Source organism: Neobacillus niacini (assembly GCF_023715785.1).
GTDB lineage: Bacteria > Bacillota > Bacilli > Bacillales > Cytobacillaceae > Neobacillus > Neobacillus niacini_E.
In genome coordinates, this window is sequence record NZ_JAMBOX010000011.1 from 81,657 (window position 1) to 103,122 (window position 21,466).

A 21,466-nucleotide genomic window follows, 5' to 3' on the forward strand; every position below is an offset into this window, starting at 1 on the left:
ATGAAAGCGAGCGGATACAGATGTCCAAGCCGTTGGATGGCATTAAAGTTCTTGATTTAAGCTGGGTTTTTTCTGCTCCCTATGCAACACTGATGCTGCAAGATTTGGGTGCGGAAGTAGTGAAGGTTGAGAGGCCTGGAGCGGGAGACCGCTCCAGATCCATCCCTCCTTTCAAGGAAAGTGTAAGCGGTTACTTTTATATGTTGAATCGCGGGAAAAAGTCGATTTCGTTGAATATGAAAAGTGAAGAAGGAAAACAGCTATTTTTAGACCTGGCAAAAGAATTCGACGTGATTGTTGAAAATTTTGTAGCTGGCACTGTAGACAAATTGGGAATTGGTTATGAGGCTGTAAAGGAAGTGAACCCCAAAATCATCTATGCTTCATTAAATGGGTTTGGCAGTGAAGGTCCATATTCGAAACTGCCGTGTATCGATGGAATTGCCCAAGCGATGGGCGGGTTGATGAGCCAAAATGGGTTAGAGGGCGGAAAGCCATTAAAAACAGGTCCGGCAGTAGCCGATTCATTGTCAGGAATTTATTTGACGGTAGGTATTTTAAGTGCGCTGCTTGAACGGAATAAGACTGGAAAGGGCCAGCGAATTGAAGTAAGTATGATGGATAGCGTGTTCTCTGTCTTGGAGGAAACCGTCATTCGAACGAGCATGACTGGCGAGCCTTTAATGGCACGTGGAAATAAGGACCCGTTAGGAGCTCCTTGGGAAGCTTTTAAAACGAGTGATGATAAATGGGTGATTGTTTGTGCTTCCGGCAATGACCGTTTTATAAAGGTTTATCACGGTATCGGGAGAGATGACATCGTAAAGGATTTCGAAGGGGATGATATTCCCTCTATGGAAAAACGCGCGGTCAATCTCGATTACTTAAACTCAATATTTGCTGATTGGGCTAAAAATAGAACGGCGGAACAAGTGCTTAGATTCTTAAGCGATTTGCATGTCCCTGCTGGGGAAGTTAAGACCGGGAAGGATTTAATCAACGATCCTCATTTGCTTGGCAGAAATATGGTGATTGATGTAGAACATCCTGTCCTTGGAATAGTCAAACTCCCAAATCTTCCGATTAAATTCTTCGGCAGGGAAATGGGACTTAGAAATGGAGACAAACCACTTGAGCCACAGCTTGGGGAACACAACAAGGAAATCCTTCACTCTCTACTTGGTCTTGATGACAGTGAAATTGATAGTTTAAGAGAAAAAGGAATTATATATGAATCAGCTTTTGTAAACTCAAAAACATAATGGACATTTCAGCCTATGAATTATGGGACAGGAGGGGGAAAATGGAGCCGCTGCTTTCTATTCAAAATCTTAAGACGCATTTCTTTACAGATAACGGCGTTGTTCGCTCTGTTGACGGTGTAAGCTTCATCGTCAATGAAGGCGAAACGTTGGGCATAGTTGGGGAGTCGGGTTCAGGAAAAAGTGTAACAGCCCTGTCGATTATGCAATTGCTGCCCCTAAGAAAAGGGAAAATTGTTGAAGGCAGCATTCTTTTTCAAGATTTGGATCTTACTAAATTAAACGAAAAAAAGATGCGCAAAATCCGGGGCAATGAGATTGCCATGATTTTTCAAGAGCCGATGACAAGTCTGAATCCAAGCTACACCATTGGCAATCAAATTGGGGAGACATTGCGACTCCATATGAAATTGAATCGGAAGGAAGCAGAAAAAAGAAGTATTGAGCTGCTTCAACAAGTCGGTATTCCGCGCGCCGAAAAGATTGTCAAGGATTATCCGCACCGATTATCCGGCGGGATGAGACAGCGGGTCATGATTGCAATGGCCCTTGCTTGCAATCCAAAACTTATCATTGCTGACGAGCCGACCACAGCACTCGATGTGACAATCCAGGCACAGATATTGGAACTCATTCAACAGATGAAACGTGAGAGCAATACCTCGATCATCATGATTACGCATGACCTTGGAGTTGTTTCGGAAGTTTGTGATCGTGTCATTGTTATGTATGCCGGAAGGGTGGTTGAGGAAGCGGATGTAAAAACCATCTTTTCTTCCCCATCCCATCCATATACGAAAGGACTTATCGAGTCCATCCCAACCTTGGAAGATGAAGTGGAATGGCTTGAAACGATACCCGGAAATGTTCCGATTCCTTCCGAGATGCCTGAAGGATGTAAATTTGCATCTAGATGTAAATTTGCCATGGACGAATGTTTTCATAAGGAACCAGAGCTCTTTGATATCGGGTCAGGCCAAAAATCACGTTGTTTCCTGGCAAAGGAGGTAAACCATGCTATCACCGCTACTTGAAGTACAAGATTTAAAAGTGCATTTTCCGATTAGAAGCGGTTTTTTCGGAAAGAACACAAATTATGTAAAAGCGATTGATGGTGTTGATTTCTCCATTTATGAAAATGAAACATTTGGCTTGGTGGGAGAATCCGGCTGCGGCAAATCAACAACAGGCAAGACGATTTTACGGTTAATTAACCCGACCGATGGAAAGATATTTTTTCAAGGGAAAGAAATCTCGAAGATCTCCTCCAAGGACATGAAATCGGTTTACCGTGATATTCAACTAATATTTCAGGACCCCTACGCTTCCCTTAATCCCAGGAAGACGGCGGGGGGGTTAATAGAAGAGCCGATGATTGTCAATACAGATTTAACATCTGAGCAGCGGAAGAGAAGAGTTCATGAGCTATTGGATGTTGTCGGATTAAACAGTTACCATGCGTCAAGATATCCTCATGAATTTTCTGGCGGACAAAGGCAGCGAATCGGGATTGCTAGAGCGCTTTCGTTGAACCCCAAATTAATCATTGCGGACGAAGCAGTATCAGCGCTTGATGTATCGATTCAATCACAGGTGTTAAATTTATTAAGGCAGTTACAAAGGGATTTCGGCTTAACTTATTTGTTTATATCCCATGATTTAAGTGTTGTAAAGCACATTAGTGACAGAATTGGCGTGATGTACCTGGGAAGAATGGTCGAGCAGGGCAGCAAAAAAAGCATATACGAAAACCCGCTGCATCCTTATACTAAAGCCTTATTTTCGGCTGCACCAAGCATAAACCCCGAAAAGAAGCAGGAGAGGATTGTCCTTAAAGGCGACCTCCCAAATCCGATCAATCCACCAAGCGGATGTCCGTTTCATCCAAGATGTTTCGCTAAAATGGCTGAGTGTGAAACAACCACACCTGAATTAAAGAACGTTGGCGAAGGACACTATGTTGCCTGCCACCATTATAAATAATGACAATAGGAGGTGTAGCAAAAAGTGTCTAATTATATTTCCCGCCGAATAGTGCAATTAATTCCTGTTCTGATTGGCATGTCCATTATTGTGTTTTCCATAATTCACGCCATTCCAGGAGACCCGGCGTCGGTTATTTTAGGTGACCAAGCCACTCCGGAAGCTGTTAAGGAGTTGCGCGAGGAAATGGGGTTGAACAAATCCTTACCCTCCCAATACTTTACTTATGTAGCAGGATTATTGACTGGTGACTTCGGGACTTCCTTAAAAACAAAAAAGCCAATTCAGGAAGAAATCATGCCATACTTAACAGCAACGATAGAATTAATGATCATCAGCATGCTTATTGCAATAATAGTTGGGGTAAATGCCGGCATTATCGCAGCCTGGAGGAGGGCAACCTGGTTTGATTATACAGCGATGCTAATAGCGTTAATGGGGGTATCCATTCCGGTATTCTGGCTAGGACTGATGGAACAATGGATTTTTGCTGAACAGTTAAGCTGGCTGCCCTCCACAGGAAGGATGAATGCAAGAGAACCGGTCGAAGCGATTACCGGGATCTTATTATTTGATACCCTCATTCAGGGAAATTGGCCAGGATTTTGGGATGTATTCAAGCACCTAATTTTGCCAAGTATTGCACTGGGAACCATTCCAATGGCGGTGATCGCAAGGATTACCCGATCCAGTATGCTGGAGGTATTGGAACTGGATTATGTACGGACTGCCCGCGCCAAGGGACTGTCTGGGTTTTGGGTGCTATACAAGCATGCTTTGAAAAATGCCTTTGCACCGATATTGACCATTATTGGAATGATGACTGGGTTGTTATTGGGAGGAGCCGTTCTAACAGAAACCATTTTTGGCTGGCCTGGAGTGGGGCGTTATATTTACGATGCAATTGGTTCACGTGATTATCCTGTCATCCAAACAGGTATCTTGATAATTGCGACGATTTTTGTTTTCGTTAATTTAATTGTAGACATCCTTTATTCACTCTTGGATCCAAGAATAAATTATCGATGAGGAGGGGAGACAATTGAAAACAATGTTACAACCAGTTCCGGAAAAAATGGCAATTCATGGACCCTCAAAAAAATCACTGTGGCTGGAAGGATGGAAAAGGCTGAAAAAGCAGCGGCCTGCCATGATTGGGTTAGCGATTGTGGTATCGTTTATTTTAATAGGCATTCTTGCTCCCGTCCTTACTTCACAGCCATTGGATGGGTTTAATCCCGAAAAAACCTTAATCTCCCCGAATTCGGAACATTGGTTTGGAACTGATGACCAGGGAAGGGATATTTATACCCGAATTATTTATGGTGCAAGAATTTCCTTATGGATCGGATTTTTCTCTGTCATTGGTTCTATCATCATCGGATCGCTTCTTGGCTTAATCGCGGGTTATTATGGAAAATGGCTTGATACAATTATTTCAAGATTTTTTGATATTTTGCTTGCCTTTCCAAGCATTCTTTTGGCCATTGCTATTGTTGCCATGCTGGGCCCAAGTTTGTTTAATGCCTTAGTGGCGATTGCCATTATTAATATTCCGACGTATGGCCGATTAATCCGCTCAAGAGTGTTAAGTGTAAAAGAAGAGGAGTATATTATGGCCGCAAGAATTACCGGCATGTCGGATAGACGTCTGCTTCTCCAACATGTTCTGCCAAACTCTATTACGCCAATTATTGTCCAAGGCACGCTGGGTATTGCTACTGCTATTTTAGAGGCAGCAGCTTTAGGATTCTTAGGATTGGGCGCCCAGCCCGGTGAACCGGAATGGGGAAAGATGCTGGCAGATTCCAGACAGTTTATCACCAACGCTCCTTGGACATTGTTGTTTCCGGGTTTCGCCATCATGCTGGTTGTATTAGGATTTAATTTGTTTGGTGACGGTTTAAGGGATGCTTTGGATCCAAAAATGAAGTAATCCATTTCCGGAAATATCTCAAAATGGAAGAATCAATCTTTTGTTTTGAGATATTTTTCAAATGGAAATATAGATTTTCGCTCCTGAAACATATCCTGTATTTCAGATTGAAAATAATTGATTGTTTTTTGACTCTCAACAGTAAACGTTCTGCTTTTTAGTTTGGCGAGCCCTAAAAAACTATTTCCGTTCACATCTTCTATTAAAGGGATGGCCAAAATATCTCCGTTTTTAATAAAGGGATTGGAGAGTGCTTCAGACTCAGTTTCAATCGCAATGGCAAGGCCATTTCGTACTGCCTCTGATATGTTTTCATTATTATTGGAGGAAAATAACAATTTGAATGGGCCGTTCTGCTGATTGAATATGTTGAAGAACCAGTTCATAAATTCTCCGTTAAACATAACAAAAGTTTGGTTTTTTAAATCTTTTGGTAGTAAAAACTCATGGTGAGCAAGGGGTGAATGTTTATCCACAAACACAAACAAATTGACAGGGTACATTTCCTTGAATGTAATGATATTTTTATATTTTAAGGTTTCTTCATAAATGACCAAAATTCCCATGTCAATTTCATCTTTGATGATTGCCTCGATGATGTTTAAAGAACTTTTTTCGATTAACGTAATTTCCTGTTGCGGAAATTCTTGTTTTAATAAAGAAAGCAGCTTTGGGAGAAAGGGCAGATGAAGTCCGGAAACGATCCCGATGCTTAATCGATTTTGTGACGATTGGTTATATTTCGCAGCTTGGTCTTTCAATTCGTCAACTTTTTTTAATACTTCAGTTGCAATCTTGATTAGTTGCATACCTTCTACTGTGGGTTTGACGCCTGTATGCATCCGCTCAAAAATTTTCACCCCCAATTCACTTTCCAGTTTTGTAATGGACTGACTGACCGCGGATTGTGATACATGAAGGATTTGTCCAGCTTTTGAAAATGAGCGTGATTCGGATACCCTAATGATGTACTCCAATTGTTCGAGCTGCACGTATATTTCACCTCTGCATCATTTTATTTGGCAATAACCTGGTTTCTATAATAATTAGATTTGTATTCGAAAATACCTTCTTTAAAAAACGACAATTGTAGGCAAGAACTATTAATTATTTCGCAGTATCTATTAGAAGTTCCTATATATCTATTAAATTTTGATATTTTAAAATTATCAGAAGGAGGGCCAATTATGCCAATCACTAAGAGTTTCGCAAAAGAAGTGAAATATACAAATCCTATGTTTAATCAGATGTCGGAAGAGGAAATCTTTCAATACCAGGAACAATTATTACAAAAACAATTACGCTATGTGTACCGAAATTCTGAATTTTATCGAAAAAAATTTAACGAGATAGGAGTTCATCCCGAAGAAATTAAATCGATCCACGACTTCCGCCAATTGCCGGCTTTCATGGATAAAACAATTGAACGGGAAAATCAGAAGGAATCAAGGGAAAAATGGGGCCATCCATTTGGCACGCACTTATGCTGTTCACCGGATGAAATCGAATTTACTGGGACGACAAGTGGAACTTCCGGGGAACCAACATTCACCTATACGTTTACAAAGGAGGATTTGAATTTTTTAAATCGATACATAGCCCATATGCTCGAATATGGCGGAGTCTTCCCCGGTGATCGTCTGCTTTTCAGTCATGCATTAGGGATATATGCGACCTCTTCCATTTTGTGGGGGATTCGATCACAGGGTGTACTGCCAATTGATGTCGATGTACGTGCCGGCAGCGCCATGATTCTAAGATATGCTGATATGACAAAGCCAACTGCTGCGATGATGACACCGTCCTTGGCGGAACATTTAATTGACAAGGCGTCAGAACTGATTGGCAAGCGTGTCGGTGATTTGGGGTTAAAAGCATTATTTACAGTCGGTGAAATGGGCATTGGCATTCCGGAAGTAAAAAAGAAAATCGAAACCGCTTACGGATGCCGTGTGTATGACTATCTAGGTGAATTTGGTTTCTCCTGCGATTCCGACGAGTATTACGGGATTCATTGCGTGGCACCTGATCTAGGCTTGTTTCCGCTGGATCTTGTCGACCCTGAAACAAAATTGCCAATTGAAATCCGGGACGGAGTGATTGGCGAAATTATTGCAACCGAATTTAATCTTAAAGCCTCGCCGCGAATACGCTTTGCAACCGGAGACGTCATCCAAGTATTTACCCATGATTGCCCTGGCTGCGGGTTTAAAGGAAAACGTTTCCGGTTTTTGGGAAGGTCGGACGATATGTTGATTATCAAAGGGGCAAATGTCTATCCTTCCGCGATAAAAAAGGTGATTGCCAAATTTGTACCTGACGTAACTGGAGAAATCCGGATCGTCCTTGATAATCCGCCTCCACGTGTGGTGCCGCCGCTAGAACTGAAGGTGGAATATGGATATCATTTTGACCAGCGGCAATTGCTAGGATTGGAGGAGAAAATAAAAAATGCTCTTCATACCGAGGCGAGAGTAACACCGCAAATTATCTGGTGTGAACCAGGCACATTAGAAAAAGCAATGACGAAAACACCGCTGTTTGAAAAAAATTACTAGAGTAGGGGGGCAAAGAATGATCACCGACTGTTCGATTACTTTGCCGAAGGGGGACCGCTGAATGGAAATCATGAAAAATAATCAGGGGACAACCGTCGTTGCCAATCAAAACACTCAATTAAAGAAATCTTTATCGAAGTGGGATCTGTTAACGATTGGTGTTGGGGCAGTAGTCGGTTGGTCTTGGGTCATTTATGCCGGCGTTTGGACGACGATACCCGGAACTGTTGGCGGGGTATTGGCCTTCCTTATTGGCGGAATTCTTTGCTCCTTTGTTGGTCTTGCATATGCGGAGCTCGCTTCTGCGATGCCAAGGGCCGGTGGGGATATCGTTTATACATTTAAAGGTTTGGGCGATCGCTGGGCTTTTTTTGCAGGGGCTTGTGTTGGTTATGGGTTATTAACCTTAATCGTCGTCGAGACGATTATGTTGCCGATCATATTAAATGCGTTAGGGTTTCCGTTACCCAAAATAGGCCCATTGTATACTGTTGGCGGAGAAACGGTTTATGGTTCTTATATTTTTGTTTCGGTTCTGGTTAACTTTTTCTTTGCTTTTTTAAATAGGAAGGGCGTCGAGTTTTCAAAGGTTTTTCAAACGATTACGGTAGCGGTAATGCTGTTGGCGGCTGTTTTTTATGTAATCGTCGGTGTTAGTTTGGGGGATGTTGAAAACGCAAAGCCTCTTGTCACCTCTCTATCGGGTATTTCCATCACATTATTAATGGTTCCAGGATTTTTATCTGGATTTAATGTTGTTGCACAGGCTGCAGAAGAAACCAATGTAAAGCCTAAGTTGATTGGCAGACTTGTTGTCATAACAGTCTGGGCCAGTGCAATCTTTTATATATTAATCATTATCGGGACTGGATTATCTGCAAGTTTAGAAAATCGCGAAACCTCGCAAATCGTTGTCCTCGAGTCATTGGTCCAGCTTTTTAATGGGTCGCAATTTGCAAAAATGCTAGTTGCCATTGCTGCATTAATTGGCATGTTAACCTCATGGAATGCCGCCTATCTTGCCGGAAGCAGGGTTCTGTTTGCACTTGGCAGGGCTAAATATATTTCAACAGGGTTTGCAAAGCTCCACCCAATTAATAAAACACCGACCAAAGCAATTATGTTTCTGTTTGGGTTAAGCAGTTTAGGCGCTTTATTGGGGACTAGTCGGGTGATTTTTACGAATATTGTGAATATATCTGGCTTTATGATGGTTTGTTCCTGGTTATTGGTTGTGGTTACCTTTATGGTTTTAAGGAAGAAAGCCCCCGATTTACATCGACCTTATCGGGTAGCATTTGGCGGGATCGTAGGGGTGCTTGCGATCATTTCGTTGATTTTTTTTCTTTTCTTGTATACCCCTTTTAATCCGTTGGGTGGTTTAACTTTACCGGAATGGATTGTGCTATCTATCATCATCCTAACGATTCTTGGACTTTATTTTAAAAATGTCCATAATAGTAACATTAGCAGAGAAGAGCGGGAAAAGTTATTATTTGATGATTCCGGTAAAAGTGAGTAATGAAAATAATTGATGCCAGTCCGCTAAAAATGTTGGACTGGCATCATCTTTTTTAATAGATTTTATCCCCATTAAAAATGGAATTCTTCACGATCGCATAGTCAACCGTGCGGATATCTTTTAACTTGTTTCCGCCAGCATAGGATATAGAAGACTGCAGATCTTGCTCCATTTCGATTAACGTATCGATTAATGGACCTTTGTGCTCTACATACATTTTCTTGCCTTCAACGTTTTTGCGTTCGCCTTTTTGGAATTCCGAAGCAGAACCGAAGTATTCTTTATATAGCTTTCCATCCATTTCGATCGTTTCTCCAGGTGACTCTTCGTGACCAGCAAATAAAGAACCAATCATCACCATAGATGCTCCGAAGCGAACAGATTTCGCAATATCCCCGTGTGTGCGGATTCCGCCGTCAGCGATAATCGGCTTGCTGGCTGCCTTGGCGCACCATCTTACAGCGGCCAATTGCCAGCCGCCAGTTCCAAATCCGGTTTTAATTTTTGTGATACAAACTTTGCCTGGTCCAATGCCGACCTTGGTGGCGTCTGCACCGGCGTGCTCCAATTCCCTTACCGCCTCTGGAGTTCCGACATTCCCGGCAATGACAAAGCTGCCTGGCAAATGCTTTTTAATATGCTGAATCATTTCAATTACGGCATTAGAATGACCATGAGCAATATCGATGGTAATAAATTCTGGAGTCAGATTTTCCTCCGCAAGATGTTTAACGAATTCGTATTCTCCCTCTTTTACACCAACACTGATTGATGCGATCAGACCCCGGGCTTGCATGTCCTTTACGAAATCCAGACGGGTTTCAGGCTGAAAGCGGTGCATGATATAGAAATAACCATTTTCGGCTAAGTAAGTTGCAATTTTTTCATCAATAATCGTTTGCATATTGGCAGGGACGACTGGCAATTTAAATTTGTGGCCGCCAAATACGACACTTGTATCACATTCGGAACGGCTCTTAACGATTGATTTTGCAGGAATTAGTTGAATATCTTCGTAATCAAATACTACATCCATGAAAAACACCCCTAAACACGAATATTCTTAATGATTTATCTTTAAATTGTTCGTACATATGCTAATTTACCCTATGTTCATCGATTTGTCAAAACATTTCTGACATCCAATTATAGTTTTGCCAAAATTGTCTCTGATTACCAAAACGTATAAAATACGAGATGAGGTGTGAATATGAATAAAAAATTCAAGTGTTTCCGAATTGGAATATTCGGGGGATAACTTCAAAGTGATTTCTTTTAATCAATAAGTCGCATCTGACTAAACCTTTTCCAATAAAGTTGAATCCTTAAAATTTCATTTTGAAACCTACAGGGGGAACATGGATGAGTTCAGAAGAAATAAAGTTTAAAACATACACACTCATGGGAGCTGATAAGCAGTCCTATTTAAGTGACAAGCCTGGCACTTATGGCGGGCACAGAAAAAGTAAAATATATGGAAGAATGGATTGCTCCGCTGCTCTTCGTGCCATCGAAAAAGGGGGCTATGTAAAAAACAGAGTATTTTTTGCGGATGAGGAGACAGCGATTGCAGCGGGATTTAGGCCATGTGGTGTTTGTTTGCCAGAAAAATATACCAACTGGAAGAAACAGAAAGAAGAGGTGTAAGAATAATGTCCGAAAAAAATAGTTTGCAAGATGCTTATAAACAAACAAAATTTCAAGTGAATGGGCATGGACCAAGATACATCCAAGTATTAAAAGAGGCTTTCGACGCTTTGGATGGCCAACTCGAGAGCGAGATGTATGGAAAAGGCGAGCTAATCGAGGCTTTTCAGCAGAATATGGCCCGAATTTTGGGAAAAGAAGCGACAGTGTTTTTTCCAAGCGGAACCATGGCCCAGCAAATCGCTATGCGCATTTGGTGTGACCGAAAAGGCGTGAAGAAGGTCGCCTATCATCCGTTGTGCCATTTAGAGATTCATGAGGAAAATGGGTTAAAGGAATTGCATCAGATCGAGTCGGTTTTATTGGCCGAAAAAGATAGAGTGATAGAATTCGAGGACGTTGCGAGCTTGTCAGAGGATGTCTCTTGTGTGCTCCTAGAACTGCCGCAGCGGGAAATTGGCGGACAATTGCCAGAATACGAAACGCTTGTGAAAATTTCAGATTATTGCAAGGAAAAAGGCATCAAATTGCATTTGGATGGGGCAAGGCTGTTTGAAATTTTACCATACTATGAAAAAACGGCCGATGAAGTCTGCAGTCTATTCGATAGTGTGTATATTTCTTTTTATAAGGGCATTGGCGGGATTGCCGGAGCGATATTGGCCGGTGACCAGGATTTTATTGAGGAGTCAAAGGTGTGGAAACGGCGCCATGGCGGTGACTTAATCAGCCTTTATCCTTATTATCTCAGTGCGGATTATTATTTCGAACAACGCAGTGGCAAAATGGGACAATATTACGACCAAGCAAGGGAATTAGCGAGTTATTATAATGAGTGTTATGGTGTTTCAACTTTGCCAGAAGTGCCTGTATCCAATATGTTTCATGTCCATTTTGCAGCGCCAAAAGAGCAAATGGAGCAGTTGTTAATCGAAACTTGCCAGGAAACAGGAATCGGCCTATCAGGTCATATAAGAGAAGTAACTGGGACTACTAGTTATTTTGAAGTTAGTATCGGAGATGGATATGGGATTATTCCTAGTGAAGACTTAAAAGCAGCCATCCGATTATTGGATGCAAAAATGAAAAAAAGTATCAGATGATGATGTAAATCACCTCCTGCCTTCCAGGTTCATTTTAAATTCTAGCTAAGAGGTGATGATCATGAAGGAAAAGAATTGGTCGACTTCACTAGAGCATGAAGAATATGAACATGATCGGGATTTGGTGATTGAAGATGCGATTAAGGCTGTGAGAGAAACGGCAAAAGGGTTTTATGTTAACGTAGTCACGCCGGCGGGTTTTGGGAATCCCGAAGACTATTTGACGGAGATCTTATTATTCCAATTTGGCAATGAAGTTGACCTTCAATACATAGACCAATGCGGCTGCGGAGGCCATGTGTTAAGGGTATGGAAAAGCAAATGAAATGAATGAAATGCCAGGTACACATTCCAATGTTCCTGGCATTTTTTATACAAATTCCATCTTTAGGATATTTTTGTGAATAATCCTCATAATAATCTTGGAGGATGTGAGGATGATGAGAAACGAAGACGTTGTAATAGAAGAATTGAACACTTTGCTTCGAGGCACCTATATGGGAATTCATGCTCTCGAACATCATATCCAGAAGTTAGATGAACCAGAATTAAAAGAGAAGTTTCAATCGATGCAGCAGGAGGCGAAGCAGAATGCCCAAAAACTCGCTGAGCGTATCCAAAATTTAAACGGGGTGCCAGCCGACAGTGAGGGTATTACCGGCAAAATGCACAGCAACATGCATAAGATGATGCTCTCTGATGAAACGCCAGAGATTATTGAGGACGCGTTAAAGGGAATGGCCCAATATGGAGTTGAATATTCAGAAGAGCTGGTAAGAGGAGACCTCGACCCGGAAAGCAGAAGGCTGGCTGAGGAAGTGATCGATACAAGCCGCAGGCACGCTGAAGAATTACGACAACTATTACATTAAAAAATGCAAAAATTAGGAGGATTTGCGCATGAATTCGAATAAACATCAACCAAACCATAAACAGAACAAGCAAGAAAACAACAAGAATGTCCCTGCTCAAAAAGATGGATTCCGCTATGATTACAATGATTCATCCGATTTTAAAGATAATGAAAAAATCTAAAAACGTGCTATGCTAATGGTGGAAAAAGTTTTTTAATCGGAGGTTTTAGCATGGCCATTATTGATATTACGGTGATCCCGGTAGGAACGGGTACACCTAGCGTTAGTGATTATGTCGCGGAAATACATAAAGTCCTTCAACGTTACGAAGGTAAGGTTAAGTATCAGCTAACGCCAATGAGTACGTTAATTGAAGGGGATCTGAAGTTATTGCTGCAGATTGTCCAGGAAGTTCACGAAGTTCCATTTCAAAAGGGCTTGCAAAGAGTTTGTACTAATCTACGCATCGATGACCGCCGTGATAAGGAAAATACGATGGAGCGAAAGCTGCAGTCGGTACAGGCGAAATTATAAAAGATGGGAGGCTCGTCATATGTCGGGCTTCCTATTTTTTTTTATAAAAATATTATGTAAACCAAAAAATATCAAAGAGGATTTTTCGCTATTTTTCAAGAATATAGATGATTAGTTAAAGAAAGAAAGTGAGTGCGTATAATGAAACATGCGTTAGTCATTGGCGGAACTGGAATGTTATCTGCCTTGCCCTTGTGGTTGGTAAAGGAAGGCTGTCATGTGTCCGTGATTGGGAGAAGCGAAGAACGATTGGTACACCTTAGGAGCCGGGTCCAGGATTCGACCTGTATCACGCCGATATCGGTTGACTACCGTCAGGAAGAGCTATTGAGAGAACAAATCAGATGGACTGTAGGCCAAAATGGTCCGTTGGACTTGGTGGTTGCCTGGATTCACTCTCCATTTAAAAATGTATTGGAAACAATGGCACGAGAGGTGGCAGATCCCCAACAATGGAGTTTATTCCATGTGATCGGAAGCCGCGCAAATCCTGAGGAAATTAAAACAGGGCTAAGTTTGGATGGAACTTGCAGTTATCGCCAAGTACAGCTTGGATTTATGATGGAGGGCGAAAGCTCGCGATGGTTAACACATAAGGAGATTTCAAACGGTGTCATCGAAGCCATTAAGAAAGATAAACAGTATCATGTGGTAGGCATACTGGGGCCGGAAAATAGAATACCATGGTAGGAAGAGGGAGGATCCGAAATGAGTCTAAGAGATAAAACACTGGAAGAATTAGAGGAAATGGAATCGGAGCTAAGTGACCAAGAGGCCGAAAGTGGTTTTGCCAACTACTCTTTGAAAATCGATATATACAAAGAAATGTTCCGAAAGCTTGAACTGCTTATTCTCAATCAACGGCGTGAATGTTCTTTTGTGCCAAAATATTACCTGCACCGTCAATCGTCTTAAAATCTACGAGATGCTCCAGTTCCGCCAAAACAAAATGGCGGATTTTTTCTTCGTTTCCACTCTCTCCCGGAATCGATAAAAGCTGTTCAAGCCGGTTGAAAAAGAGGAGGAATGGAAGTGTGTGTCCCGGTGTATTTACCATCAAAGCTAAGGAGACCCAAGCCGGTAAGGCGCAATCGGATTGGTCCGGTCATTCTGATGGAGGACGATCGTCTTAGTATATAAAAATGGCGATGACACCCCTGTCACCGCCCTGAATCCTCTTGGTTTTCGAGGATAAAATGAAAACCTTATCTTATGATCGTTCCTCCGAAACCACCGGACTCGGTTTATTTGAAAAATAGAATACTAGTGGGGAAAATCTAGATTTTCCCGCATTAACAAAGTTTATTGGCGCAGTGGAGGAATTAAAAACAAGGGACACTGCGCCAATTAGGGTTTATAGGAGTAGTAAAAGGGAGAAAAAAAGCGTGTAACTACGCTTATAAGGTTTATAGGAGTAGTAAAAGGGAGAAAAAAAGCGTGTAACTACGCTTATAAGGGTTATAGGAGTAGTAAAAGGGAAAAAAATAGCGTGTAACTACGCTTATAAGGGTTATAGGAGTAGTAAAAGGGAAAAAAATAGCGTGTAACTACGCTTATAAGCGTTATAAGAGTAGTAGAAGGCAGAAAATCAGCGTGCGACTACGCCAATAAAGTTAATTGGCGTAGTCCGGCAAGAAAAATTACCCTCTAACTGCGCCAATAATTTTTTGTTATGGACCTAAGCTCATAAAACTATAGACGTGATAAAATAGAAAATATTATGTGATGAGGAGTCAGGAGTCAATGGACAAAATTGAAGTAATTGCACGCAGGATATTTGGATGGAAATTAAATAGATGGGATCGCTGGTATGATTATGAAAATAACAAATTCATACCTGTTTCAGAGTTCCAACCCGAGCACAACCTTGATCATGCCAACCTAATCGTAGAGAAATTAAAAGAACTGGGCTTTACCTATAAAACGAATGGGGTATCCGAAGCTTGCTTTAATTATGTTTGTGAAACTGGGGAAACGCTGGCGGAAGCGATTACGAACGCGGCTTATGCGATTGCCGATAACAGCTCAGTTCCGGAAGAATGGCTGTAAATGATAATAATGTTATGTAAACTAAAATTAATTTTTGGGAGGAGGATGAGTAAGAATGAATCAAATAGAATCTTATTGGGCCAAGTTTCTAGAAGAAACAAACACTCCTGATCAAAACTATACATATTGGCACTTTGAACTAACTGAAAAACTGGCGAATGAACTGGCAGATTTGGTGATGCAGGGGAAAAAACAAGCAACAGCTTCTTCGATTTATAGCTATGAGTCTGGCGAGGAACCCATGCCGAAAGTGGGAGACTTAAGTGTCATCACAAACTGGGCTGGAGAGCCGCAGTGCGTAATCGAGACAACCTCGGTCCAAATTATTCCGTTTCTAGACGTTACCTTTGAAATTGCCCGGTTAGAAGGAGAAGACGAAAATTTGGATTCCTGGCGGGAAGGCCACATCAAATACTACCAACAATTCTGTAAACAACTAAACCAGGAATTCACTTGGGACATGCCGGTTGTATTTGAACAATTTAAAGTAGTCTACCGGTAATGACGGAAACCATAACTCATTTTTCCACAGTGCAAATCCATCGAATGGTGCCTGACACCAAGTGGAAAATTCACAATCTGTTCCCTTTTATGAGCGTTTGCCCTCCAATTAATGTGCTACGATAGTTGTACATAAAATGTTTTTGCTTGGAGGGTATATAAATGAGTTGTGGATGTTCGTCAAATTTGTTAGATGGTCAAGCCGTTGTGGATCATGTGAAAAGTAAGGGGAAGGAACATTTTCCACCGGCTGTGGCGCATGAAATTGATTGTGAGTGTGGAGAGCGTTTTACGCTGGAAACCGTCATTATGAACTGCCCAAAATGTGAGATGACCTATGCAGTGACACCATGTGGGTCAGGGGATATCAACAATATCAAGCCTGCAGGGATTAGATACGCTTAACAAAAAGGAACCAGGCGCCATCATTAATTTTGGATGGCTGCCTGGCTCTTTTTTTTATAACTTGTGCTCTACGCGAATTTTCTCAAGTAATGCCTTACAGCCTGCTGTTACAAGGTCATAGGTTTCATCAAAATCTCCGGTATAGTAAGGATCCGGCACATCCTTTTTATGGTCTGTTAAATTGAGAAGGCGGAGGATTTTTGAATGTTCAGAATGCCCAACGATTTCTGCGATATTTTTCGTGTTGCTCTCATCCATACCCACGATATAATCGAATTTATCAAAATCCTCTTTCTTCAATTGCCGGCCGACAAGTCCTTCCGCCGAAATGTCGTATTTTTTTAAGATTCCCAGCGTCCCTTTGTGTGGAGGGGAGCCAATATGCCAGGAGCTCGTGGCTGCAGAGTCTACAGTTATTTTGTCGGACAGATTTTCCTTATTCACCAAATCACGAAACACCGCTTCGGCCATGGGGGAGCGGCAGATGTTCCCAAGGCAGACAAATAAAACGTTAATCATAGTTCAAACTCCTTTAAAAAGTAACATGGAAAAGTTAAGCTATTATTATCATCGTTGAAAAAACCGAAATAGTAAAGCAATATGGGCAACCAACAAAATCTAATTGGAAGGAGACTAAAAATGTCGGACGCCTTTAAAGCATTGGTAGTCAATAAGCAAGAAAATGATTTCACGGTTAAGCTGCAAGAACTGACACTAAGTGATCTGCCTGAGGGAGAGGTGTTAATCAGAGTTCAGTATTCAAGTGTGAACTACAAGGACAGCCTGGCTTCAATTCCCGAGGGCAATGTTGTAAAGTGCTACCCAATGGTCCCTGGGATTGACTTAGCAGGGGTTGTGGTTTCATCGGAGGATCCTCGGTTTAAAGAAGGGGATGAGGTCATTGCCACCAGTTACGAGATTGGGGTTTCCCATTTCGGCGGGTATAGTGAGTATGCTCGAATTCCAGCAAAGTGGGTCGTGCCGCTTCCAGAAGGCCTTACCCTGAAAGAGGCTATGATTATTGGCACTGCCGGATTTACCGCGGCCTTGTCGATTCAACGCCTCGAGGAAAATGGAGTTACACCTGATAAGGGGGTAGTACTGGTTACCGGTGCTACAGGCGGTGTCGGAAGTTTTGCGGTTGCCATTCTCGCTAAACTTGGTTATCAAGTTGTCGCAAGCACAGGGAAGGCATCTCAGCATGAATTCTTGAACCAGCTTGGAGCACAGTCAGTCGTTTCACGTGAAGAAATTTATGATGGAAAAATAAGAGCGCTTGGAAAACAAAACTGGGCTGCTGCTGTCGATCCCGTTGGTGGCGAACCACTCGCATCGCTGTTAAGCCAAATTCACTACGGCGGGTCGGTCGCAGCGAGCGGTTTAACGGCTGGAGTAAAGGTGCCAACCACTGTTTTTCCATTCATTCTAAGAGGTGTCAATTTACTTGGCATTGACTCTGTTTATTGCCCGATGGAGACTCGGTTAAAAATTTGGGACCGGCTGGCAACCGACTTTAAACCACGTAATATGGAGGACCTGTTGCAACAAGAAGTTACACTTGAACAGCTTCCATCTATTCTCCCAACGCTTCTAAAAGGCGAGGCTACCGGTAGAACCATTGTAAAACTATAATAAGTGTGCGACACCATTCATTGATTGGATGGTGTCTTTTTTTTGAAAAATCCTTGTGCATAGAATAACTATGTATTATTATTTTATGCATACAAAGAATTACGATGTATAAGAAGGAGTTGATACTTGTGGTTGTTTTCCTCATGGTAATTCTGTTTATTTCCGTTCCATTATATGCATTCATCAGAATGATCCAAAGCTTCATTTCAAGAAAAAATGTCTCGATTAAATCAAGAGTCATTGATGCCTTTTACTCGGCAGTGATTATTGGTTTGGTTATGATCGGATTTTTTATTAATTCGCTCGGCTTGGAGGCAGGGGAACCGGTTCGAATTTTCCAAGTCACTGGTGCAAAGGTAAATGGCTATGCCTCATTGGCAACCGAGCATATTTTCTCAGTTGTTCTCTTATTGATTTTGGGCATGTTTAGTTTTTGGCTGATTGGCTCCCATCAAGGAGTCCTTTCGCCGATAGTATACACGCTCTGCAGTACGGTGATGATTGGGAACATTCTCTTTTCTGTTGTCTACCTGACTCATACCATCATGACCCATGGTGGGGAGGAATTCTCAGTTCCGCTTCTACAAGTCAGTTTTCTTTCACTACTATTTTTGTATATTGCCCGTTTAAAAGAATCGCTTAATGATTTTCTTGAACAACAGCGGGAAAAAGAAGTAAACTATACGAATCCCATTTTACTTTTTCTATACAGAATCAGTACAAACTATCAAAAAATGTCCAAACTATGGGCTATAATGCTTTTTCCAGTCCTCATCTTAATCCAATTGCTTCTGGTTTTGTTTGGTCAGCGTCCGGACAGCTTTATCCGTGTGTTTATGGAAACAAGCTCGTTTCATTATTCCCGGATTCCGGCACCGGAACCGATTATGGTTTCGGGGGACGGCCATTATTTGTGTACCGTTTCAGCCAGGGGACACAAAAAACTGGTTAAGCCAATTAGAGCCGGAATCAGACGAGGTTCGCGAATTGCCGTAAATCGCCAATTACTGATAGCCAATGCCTTTGAAAACATTCTGGAACAATACACCCCCAATCTTCATACAGTGATTCGCGGCTTTTATGACAGGTATGGCTATCCGCTCAGCAGGCATATTCGCTCCAAATGGTCCGCCGATCTTGTCTACCTATTAATGAAACCGTTAGAATGGTTCTTCCTTATCGTTTTGTATACCGTCGACCACAAACCGGAAAATAGGATTCATATTCAATATAGCGAGTTGAAAAATTGAGAAGTGCCGGCTGTCATCCTGAGAATTGGGGTGCCTGGCACTTTTTTTGTTTCAAAAGGAAAATGACGGATAATTTTTGTATAATAGGACTATCAAATCTTTGAGGGAGTTTCGGCATGGATTTTTTTGAGAGGAAGAAACGGGAAATCGGGGTATCGTTGAATGAGGTGCAAAGGCAGGCCGTGCTGCACACCCATGGCCCGTTGTTGCTCCTGGCGTCTCCGGGTTCGGGAAAAACCACCACTACGATTATGCGAATCGGTTATTTAATCGAAGAGAAGGGGGTGCGACCTTCCCGGATCAAAGCGGTCACTTTTAGTGTGGCGGCCGCGGAGGAAATGAGGGAGCGGTTCGCCCGATTTTTTCCAGGGCAAACTGGTCAGTCCGTTGATTTCTCTACGATTCACAGCTGGGCAAACAAGATTTCCACTGACTACTTGAGGAGAAAAGGATTTCCTCATCGAGTTATCGCTGAATTTGAAAAGAAATCGATTTTAAAGGCTATTTTTCAAAAAACACATGACGAAAAGATCACCGAAGATCAATTGGATGAGCTTTCTACATACATTACACTAATAAAAAACAAATTAGTTCCCATGGAGGATTGGGGAAAGGTGTCCTGTGAGGTCCCGAACGCCAAACAAATCGTCCAGGAATATGAGCAATATAAAAAAACTGCCACCGGCAAGCTGCTCGTTGATTATGATGATATGCTGACGATTGCCAACCATGCCTTAAATAAAGACCCGATGCTGCTTGGGAAATATCAGCAGCAATTCGATTACATCCTGACTGATGAGAGTCAAGACACATCCAAGGTGCAGCATTTGATTATCGAAAAATTGGTCCGGCCCCACCGGAATTTGTATATCGTCGCGGACGATGACCAAAGCATTTATGGCTGGCGCGGGGCTGACCCGCAGTATTTGCTGGACTTCCAGAAGGTCTATCCTGATGGTGTCATCTTAAAAATGGGGCAAAACTATCGCTCTTCAAAAGATATTGTCAAAGTGGCCAATCAATTTATTAAGCAAAACAAGTACCGCTATGAGAAAAACATGTTCACGGAAAATCCGCCGCACAAGCCGGTTGTCATCAAAACCTTAGCCGACTATCGTGATCAGGCCAAATATTTGGTTCAAGCACTGAAACAACTTAAGGACTATAGGGAAGCTGCCGTTTTATTCCGGAACAATTCATCTGCGATTATCGTTATCAATGAATTGGACCGGGCCGGCATTCCGTTTTATATCAAGGACCATGATCTTCGCTTCTTTTCTCATTGGGTTGTCAAAGATATTTTAAATTTTATGCGCTTGTCGTTCAATGAGAATAAATTATCCGTTTTCATGGATATTTATAAACGGTTGAACCTTTATCTATCAAAGGAGCAGGTTGCTGTCCTTAATCAAGGTTTTAGACAGGACTCCGTGTTTGATATTCTGTTGCAGCTTCCGAATCTGAAAGACTATCAGGTTAGGCGGATTCGCGAAACGAAGCAAATTTTTCAAGAGATGAGAGGAGAAGTGCCGCTGCATGCGCTCCGGACCATCCGCTATGGATTGGGGTATGAGGACACGCTTCTCAAAATGTCCGAGGAATTGGGGTTCAACGAAGACCATCTTTTGGGCATTCTTTCCACTTTGGAGCTGATTGCCGAGCCGATTGCCTCAATCGATCAGTTTGCCGCTAGGCTGAAGCATCTCGAGAGTGCAATGAACGCGGCCAAAGATAATAAGGGCCAAAACGTGGTGACCCTGTCTACTTTTCACAGTTCCAAGGGCCTGGAGTTTAAGCGAGTCTATATGATTGACCTGATTCAGGGGATTATTCCTTCACAAGATGATGTCAGCCAATTTGATGAAGGCAATCCCGCCCTGCTTGAAGAAGCGGTCCGCTTGTTCTACGTAGGCATGACAAGGGCAGAACTCCACTTGGAATTACTTGCGTATCGAGAGCGGTTCGGCAGTGGGGTGGAGGCATCGCAATTTGTCGGTGCCGTTCGGAGGATCCTTTCCCCGACTATACAAGCTTCTGAAAATAGAAGCACTACCGGGGTTAAGCAGAAGGTTCGTCCGCATTCGGGGCCAATCATAAGGGAAGTGAGCGAAGCTGACAAGGGCTGGAAACCAACGATGAGCAGTTTGGCGCTGGAAATTGAGAAGTCGTTGCAGCAGCAAAATGAACATCGTGGAAAAAACAAACCCCATGATTACCGGAAAAAGTGAAG

24 protein-coding genes are annotated in these 21,466 nt (G+C 42.2%); 21 read left to right on the forward strand and 3 right to left on the reverse strand.

The window, feature by feature from the left end; all coding sequences use genetic code 11:
- Positions 1–20 precede the first annotated feature (20 nt).
- The 5 genes from M3234_RS18695 to M3234_RS18715 are packed head-to-tail and all read left to right on the forward strand — an operon-like array spanning position 21 to position 5,181.
- Positions 21–1,262: a CaiB/BaiF CoA transferase family protein gene (locus M3234_RS18695; protein ID WP_262306173.1), complete on the forward strand. Its 1,242-nt coding sequence runs from the start codon at positions 21–23 to the stop codon at positions 1,260–1,262.
- 41 nt (positions 1,263–1,303) lie between these two features.
- On the forward strand, positions 1,304–2,296 hold the full coding sequence (locus M3234_RS18700; protein ID WP_262306174.1) for an ABC transporter ATP-binding protein: 993 nt from the start codon (positions 1,304–1,306) through the stop codon (positions 2,294–2,296).
- Positions 2,277–3,245: an ABC transporter ATP-binding protein gene (locus tag M3234_RS18705; RefSeq protein WP_262306175.1), complete on the forward strand. Its 969-nt coding sequence runs from the start codon at positions 2,277–2,279 to the stop codon at positions 3,243–3,245. Before M3234_RS18700 ends, M3234_RS18705 begins: the two co-directional genes overlap by 20 nt.
- 24 nt (positions 3,246–3,269) lie before the next feature.
- Positions 3,270–4,274: an ABC transporter permease gene (locus M3234_RS18710; RefSeq protein WP_262306176.1), complete on the forward strand. Its 1,005-nt coding sequence runs from the start codon at positions 3,270–3,272 to the stop codon at positions 4,272–4,274.
- A 22-nt stretch (positions 4,275–4,296) separates the two neighbouring features.
- Positions 4,297–5,181 carry an ABC transporter permease gene (locus M3234_RS18715; RefSeq protein WP_262306290.1) on the forward strand — a complete coding sequence of 295 codons (885 nt, stop codon included), beginning with the start codon at positions 4,297–4,299 and terminating at the stop codon, positions 5,179–5,181.
- Between the two features lie 32 nt (positions 5,182–5,213).
- Here the strand turns inward: M3234_RS18715 and M3234_RS18720 are convergent, their stop codons facing one another.
- Positions 5,214–6,173, reverse strand: coding sequence for a LysR family transcriptional regulator (locus M3234_RS18720; protein WP_262306177.1), 960 nt, complete (start codon positions 6,171–6,173; stop codon positions 5,214–5,216).
- Positions 6,174–6,368: 195 nt separating this feature from the next.
- On the opposite strand from M3234_RS18720, the gene M3234_RS18725 reads away from it, so the two are divergent.
- Both M3234_RS18725 and M3234_RS18730 read left to right on the forward strand, forming a co-directional pair.
- Positions 6,369–7,739, forward strand: coding sequence for a phenylacetate--CoA ligase family protein (locus M3234_RS18725; protein ID WP_262306178.1), 1,371 nt, complete (start codon positions 6,369–6,371; stop codon positions 7,737–7,739).
- Positions 7,740–7,800: 61 nt separating this feature from the next.
- On the forward strand, positions 7,801–9,261 hold the full coding sequence (locus M3234_RS18730; RefSeq protein ID WP_262306179.1) for an APC family permease: 1,461 nt from the start codon (positions 7,801–7,803) through the stop codon (positions 9,259–9,261).
- A 52-nt stretch (positions 9,262–9,313) separates the two neighbouring features.
- Here M3234_RS18730 and guaC read toward each other — a convergent pair whose 3' ends face one another.
- Positions 9,314–10,297 (reverse strand): GMP reductase, encoded by a 984-nt coding sequence (gene guaC / locus M3234_RS18735; RefSeq protein ID WP_262306180.1) that lies wholly within the window; start codon positions 10,295–10,297, stop codon positions 9,314–9,316.
- Between the two features lie 326 nt (positions 10,298–10,623).
- Between guaC and M3234_RS18740 the strand changes: the two genes are divergently transcribed.
- From M3234_RS18740 to M3234_RS18785, 11 genes are all read left to right on the forward strand, one after another.
- Positions 10,624–10,908 carry an Ada metal-binding domain-containing protein gene (locus tag M3234_RS18740; protein ID WP_262306181.1) on the forward strand — a complete coding sequence of 95 codons (285 nt, stop codon included), beginning with the start codon at positions 10,624–10,626 and terminating at the stop codon, positions 10,906–10,908.
- Between the two features lie 5 nt (positions 10,909–10,913).
- On the forward strand, positions 10,914–12,011 hold the full coding sequence (locus M3234_RS18745; protein WP_262306182.1) for a threonine aldolase family protein: 1,098 nt from the start codon (positions 10,914–10,916) through the stop codon (positions 12,009–12,011).
- Positions 12,012–12,072: 61 nt separating this feature from the next.
- A complete protein-coding gene (locus M3234_RS18750; RefSeq protein WP_262306183.1) occupies positions 12,073–12,336 on the forward strand; it encodes a CGCGG family putative rSAM-modified RiPP protein in 264 nt (87 codons plus the stop codon).
- 112 nt (positions 12,337–12,448) lie between these two features.
- Positions 12,449–12,883, forward strand: a complete 435-nt coding sequence (locus tag M3234_RS18755; protein WP_262306184.1) for a PA2169 family four-helix-bundle protein — start codon at positions 12,449–12,451, stop codon at positions 12,881–12,883.
- Between the two features lie 28 nt (positions 12,884–12,911).
- Positions 12,912–13,046 (forward strand): hypothetical protein, encoded by a 135-nt coding sequence (locus M3234_RS29350; RefSeq protein ID WP_285858538.1) that lies wholly within the window; start codon positions 12,912–12,914, stop codon positions 13,044–13,046.
- 50 nt (positions 13,047–13,096) lie between these two features.
- Entirely contained in the window at positions 13,097–13,399 is a 303-nt protein-coding gene (locus tag M3234_RS18760) for an MTH1187 family thiamine-binding protein (protein WP_262306185.1), read from the forward strand.
- A gap of 141 nt (positions 13,400–13,540) precedes the next feature.
- Complete coding sequence (locus M3234_RS18765) at positions 13,541–14,089, forward strand: short-chain dehydrogenase (RefSeq protein WP_262306186.1); 549 nt, start codon at positions 13,541–13,543, stop codon at positions 14,087–14,089.
- Positions 14,090–14,107: 18 nt separating this feature from the next.
- The gene (locus M3234_RS18770; RefSeq protein WP_262306187.1) at positions 14,108–14,314 is read left to right on the forward strand and encodes a hypothetical protein; all 207 of its coding nucleotides are present in this window, start codon (positions 14,108–14,110) and stop codon (positions 14,312–14,314) included.
- Positions 14,315–15,142: 828 nt separating this feature from the next.
- The gene (locus M3234_RS18775; protein WP_262306188.1) at positions 15,143–15,448 is read left to right on the forward strand and encodes a BC1872 family protein; all 306 of its coding nucleotides are present in this window, start codon (positions 15,143–15,145) and stop codon (positions 15,446–15,448) included.
- A 55-nt stretch (positions 15,449–15,503) separates the two neighbouring features.
- Entirely contained in the window at positions 15,504–15,950 is a 447-nt protein-coding gene (locus tag M3234_RS18780; RefSeq protein WP_262306189.1) for an ASCH domain-containing protein, read from the forward strand.
- A 161-nt stretch (positions 15,951–16,111) separates the two neighbouring features.
- On the forward strand, positions 16,112–16,354 hold the full coding sequence (locus M3234_RS18785; RefSeq protein WP_262306190.1) for a hypothetical protein: 243 nt from the start codon (positions 16,112–16,114) through the stop codon (positions 16,352–16,354).
- Positions 16,355–16,408: 54 nt separating this feature from the next.
- On the opposite strand, the gene M3234_RS18790 is transcribed toward M3234_RS18785, so the two are convergent.
- Positions 16,409–16,873, reverse strand: a complete 465-nt coding sequence (locus tag M3234_RS18790) for a low molecular weight protein-tyrosine-phosphatase (protein ID WP_262306191.1) — start codon at positions 16,871–16,873, stop codon at positions 16,409–16,411.
- A 120-nt stretch (positions 16,874–16,993) separates the two neighbouring features.
- On the opposite strand from M3234_RS18790, the gene M3234_RS18795 reads away from it, so the two are divergent.
- The 3 genes from M3234_RS18795 (at position 16,994) to M3234_RS18805 (ending at position 21,464) form a co-directional block, all read left to right on the forward strand.
- Positions 16,994–17,986 (forward strand): NADPH:quinone oxidoreductase family protein, encoded by a 993-nt coding sequence (locus M3234_RS18795; protein WP_262306192.1) that lies wholly within the window; start codon positions 16,994–16,996, stop codon positions 17,984–17,986.
- A 128-nt stretch (positions 17,987–18,114) separates the two neighbouring features.
- Positions 18,115–19,236, forward strand: coding sequence for a DUF6688 domain-containing protein (locus M3234_RS18800; RefSeq protein WP_262306193.1), 1,122 nt, complete (start codon positions 18,115–18,117; stop codon positions 19,234–19,236).
- A 116-nt stretch (positions 19,237–19,352) separates the two neighbouring features.
- Positions 19,353–21,464, forward strand: coding sequence for an ATP-dependent helicase (locus M3234_RS18805; protein ID WP_262306194.1), 2,112 nt, complete (start codon positions 19,353–19,355; stop codon positions 21,462–21,464).
- Positions 21,465–21,466 lie beyond the last annotated feature (2 nt).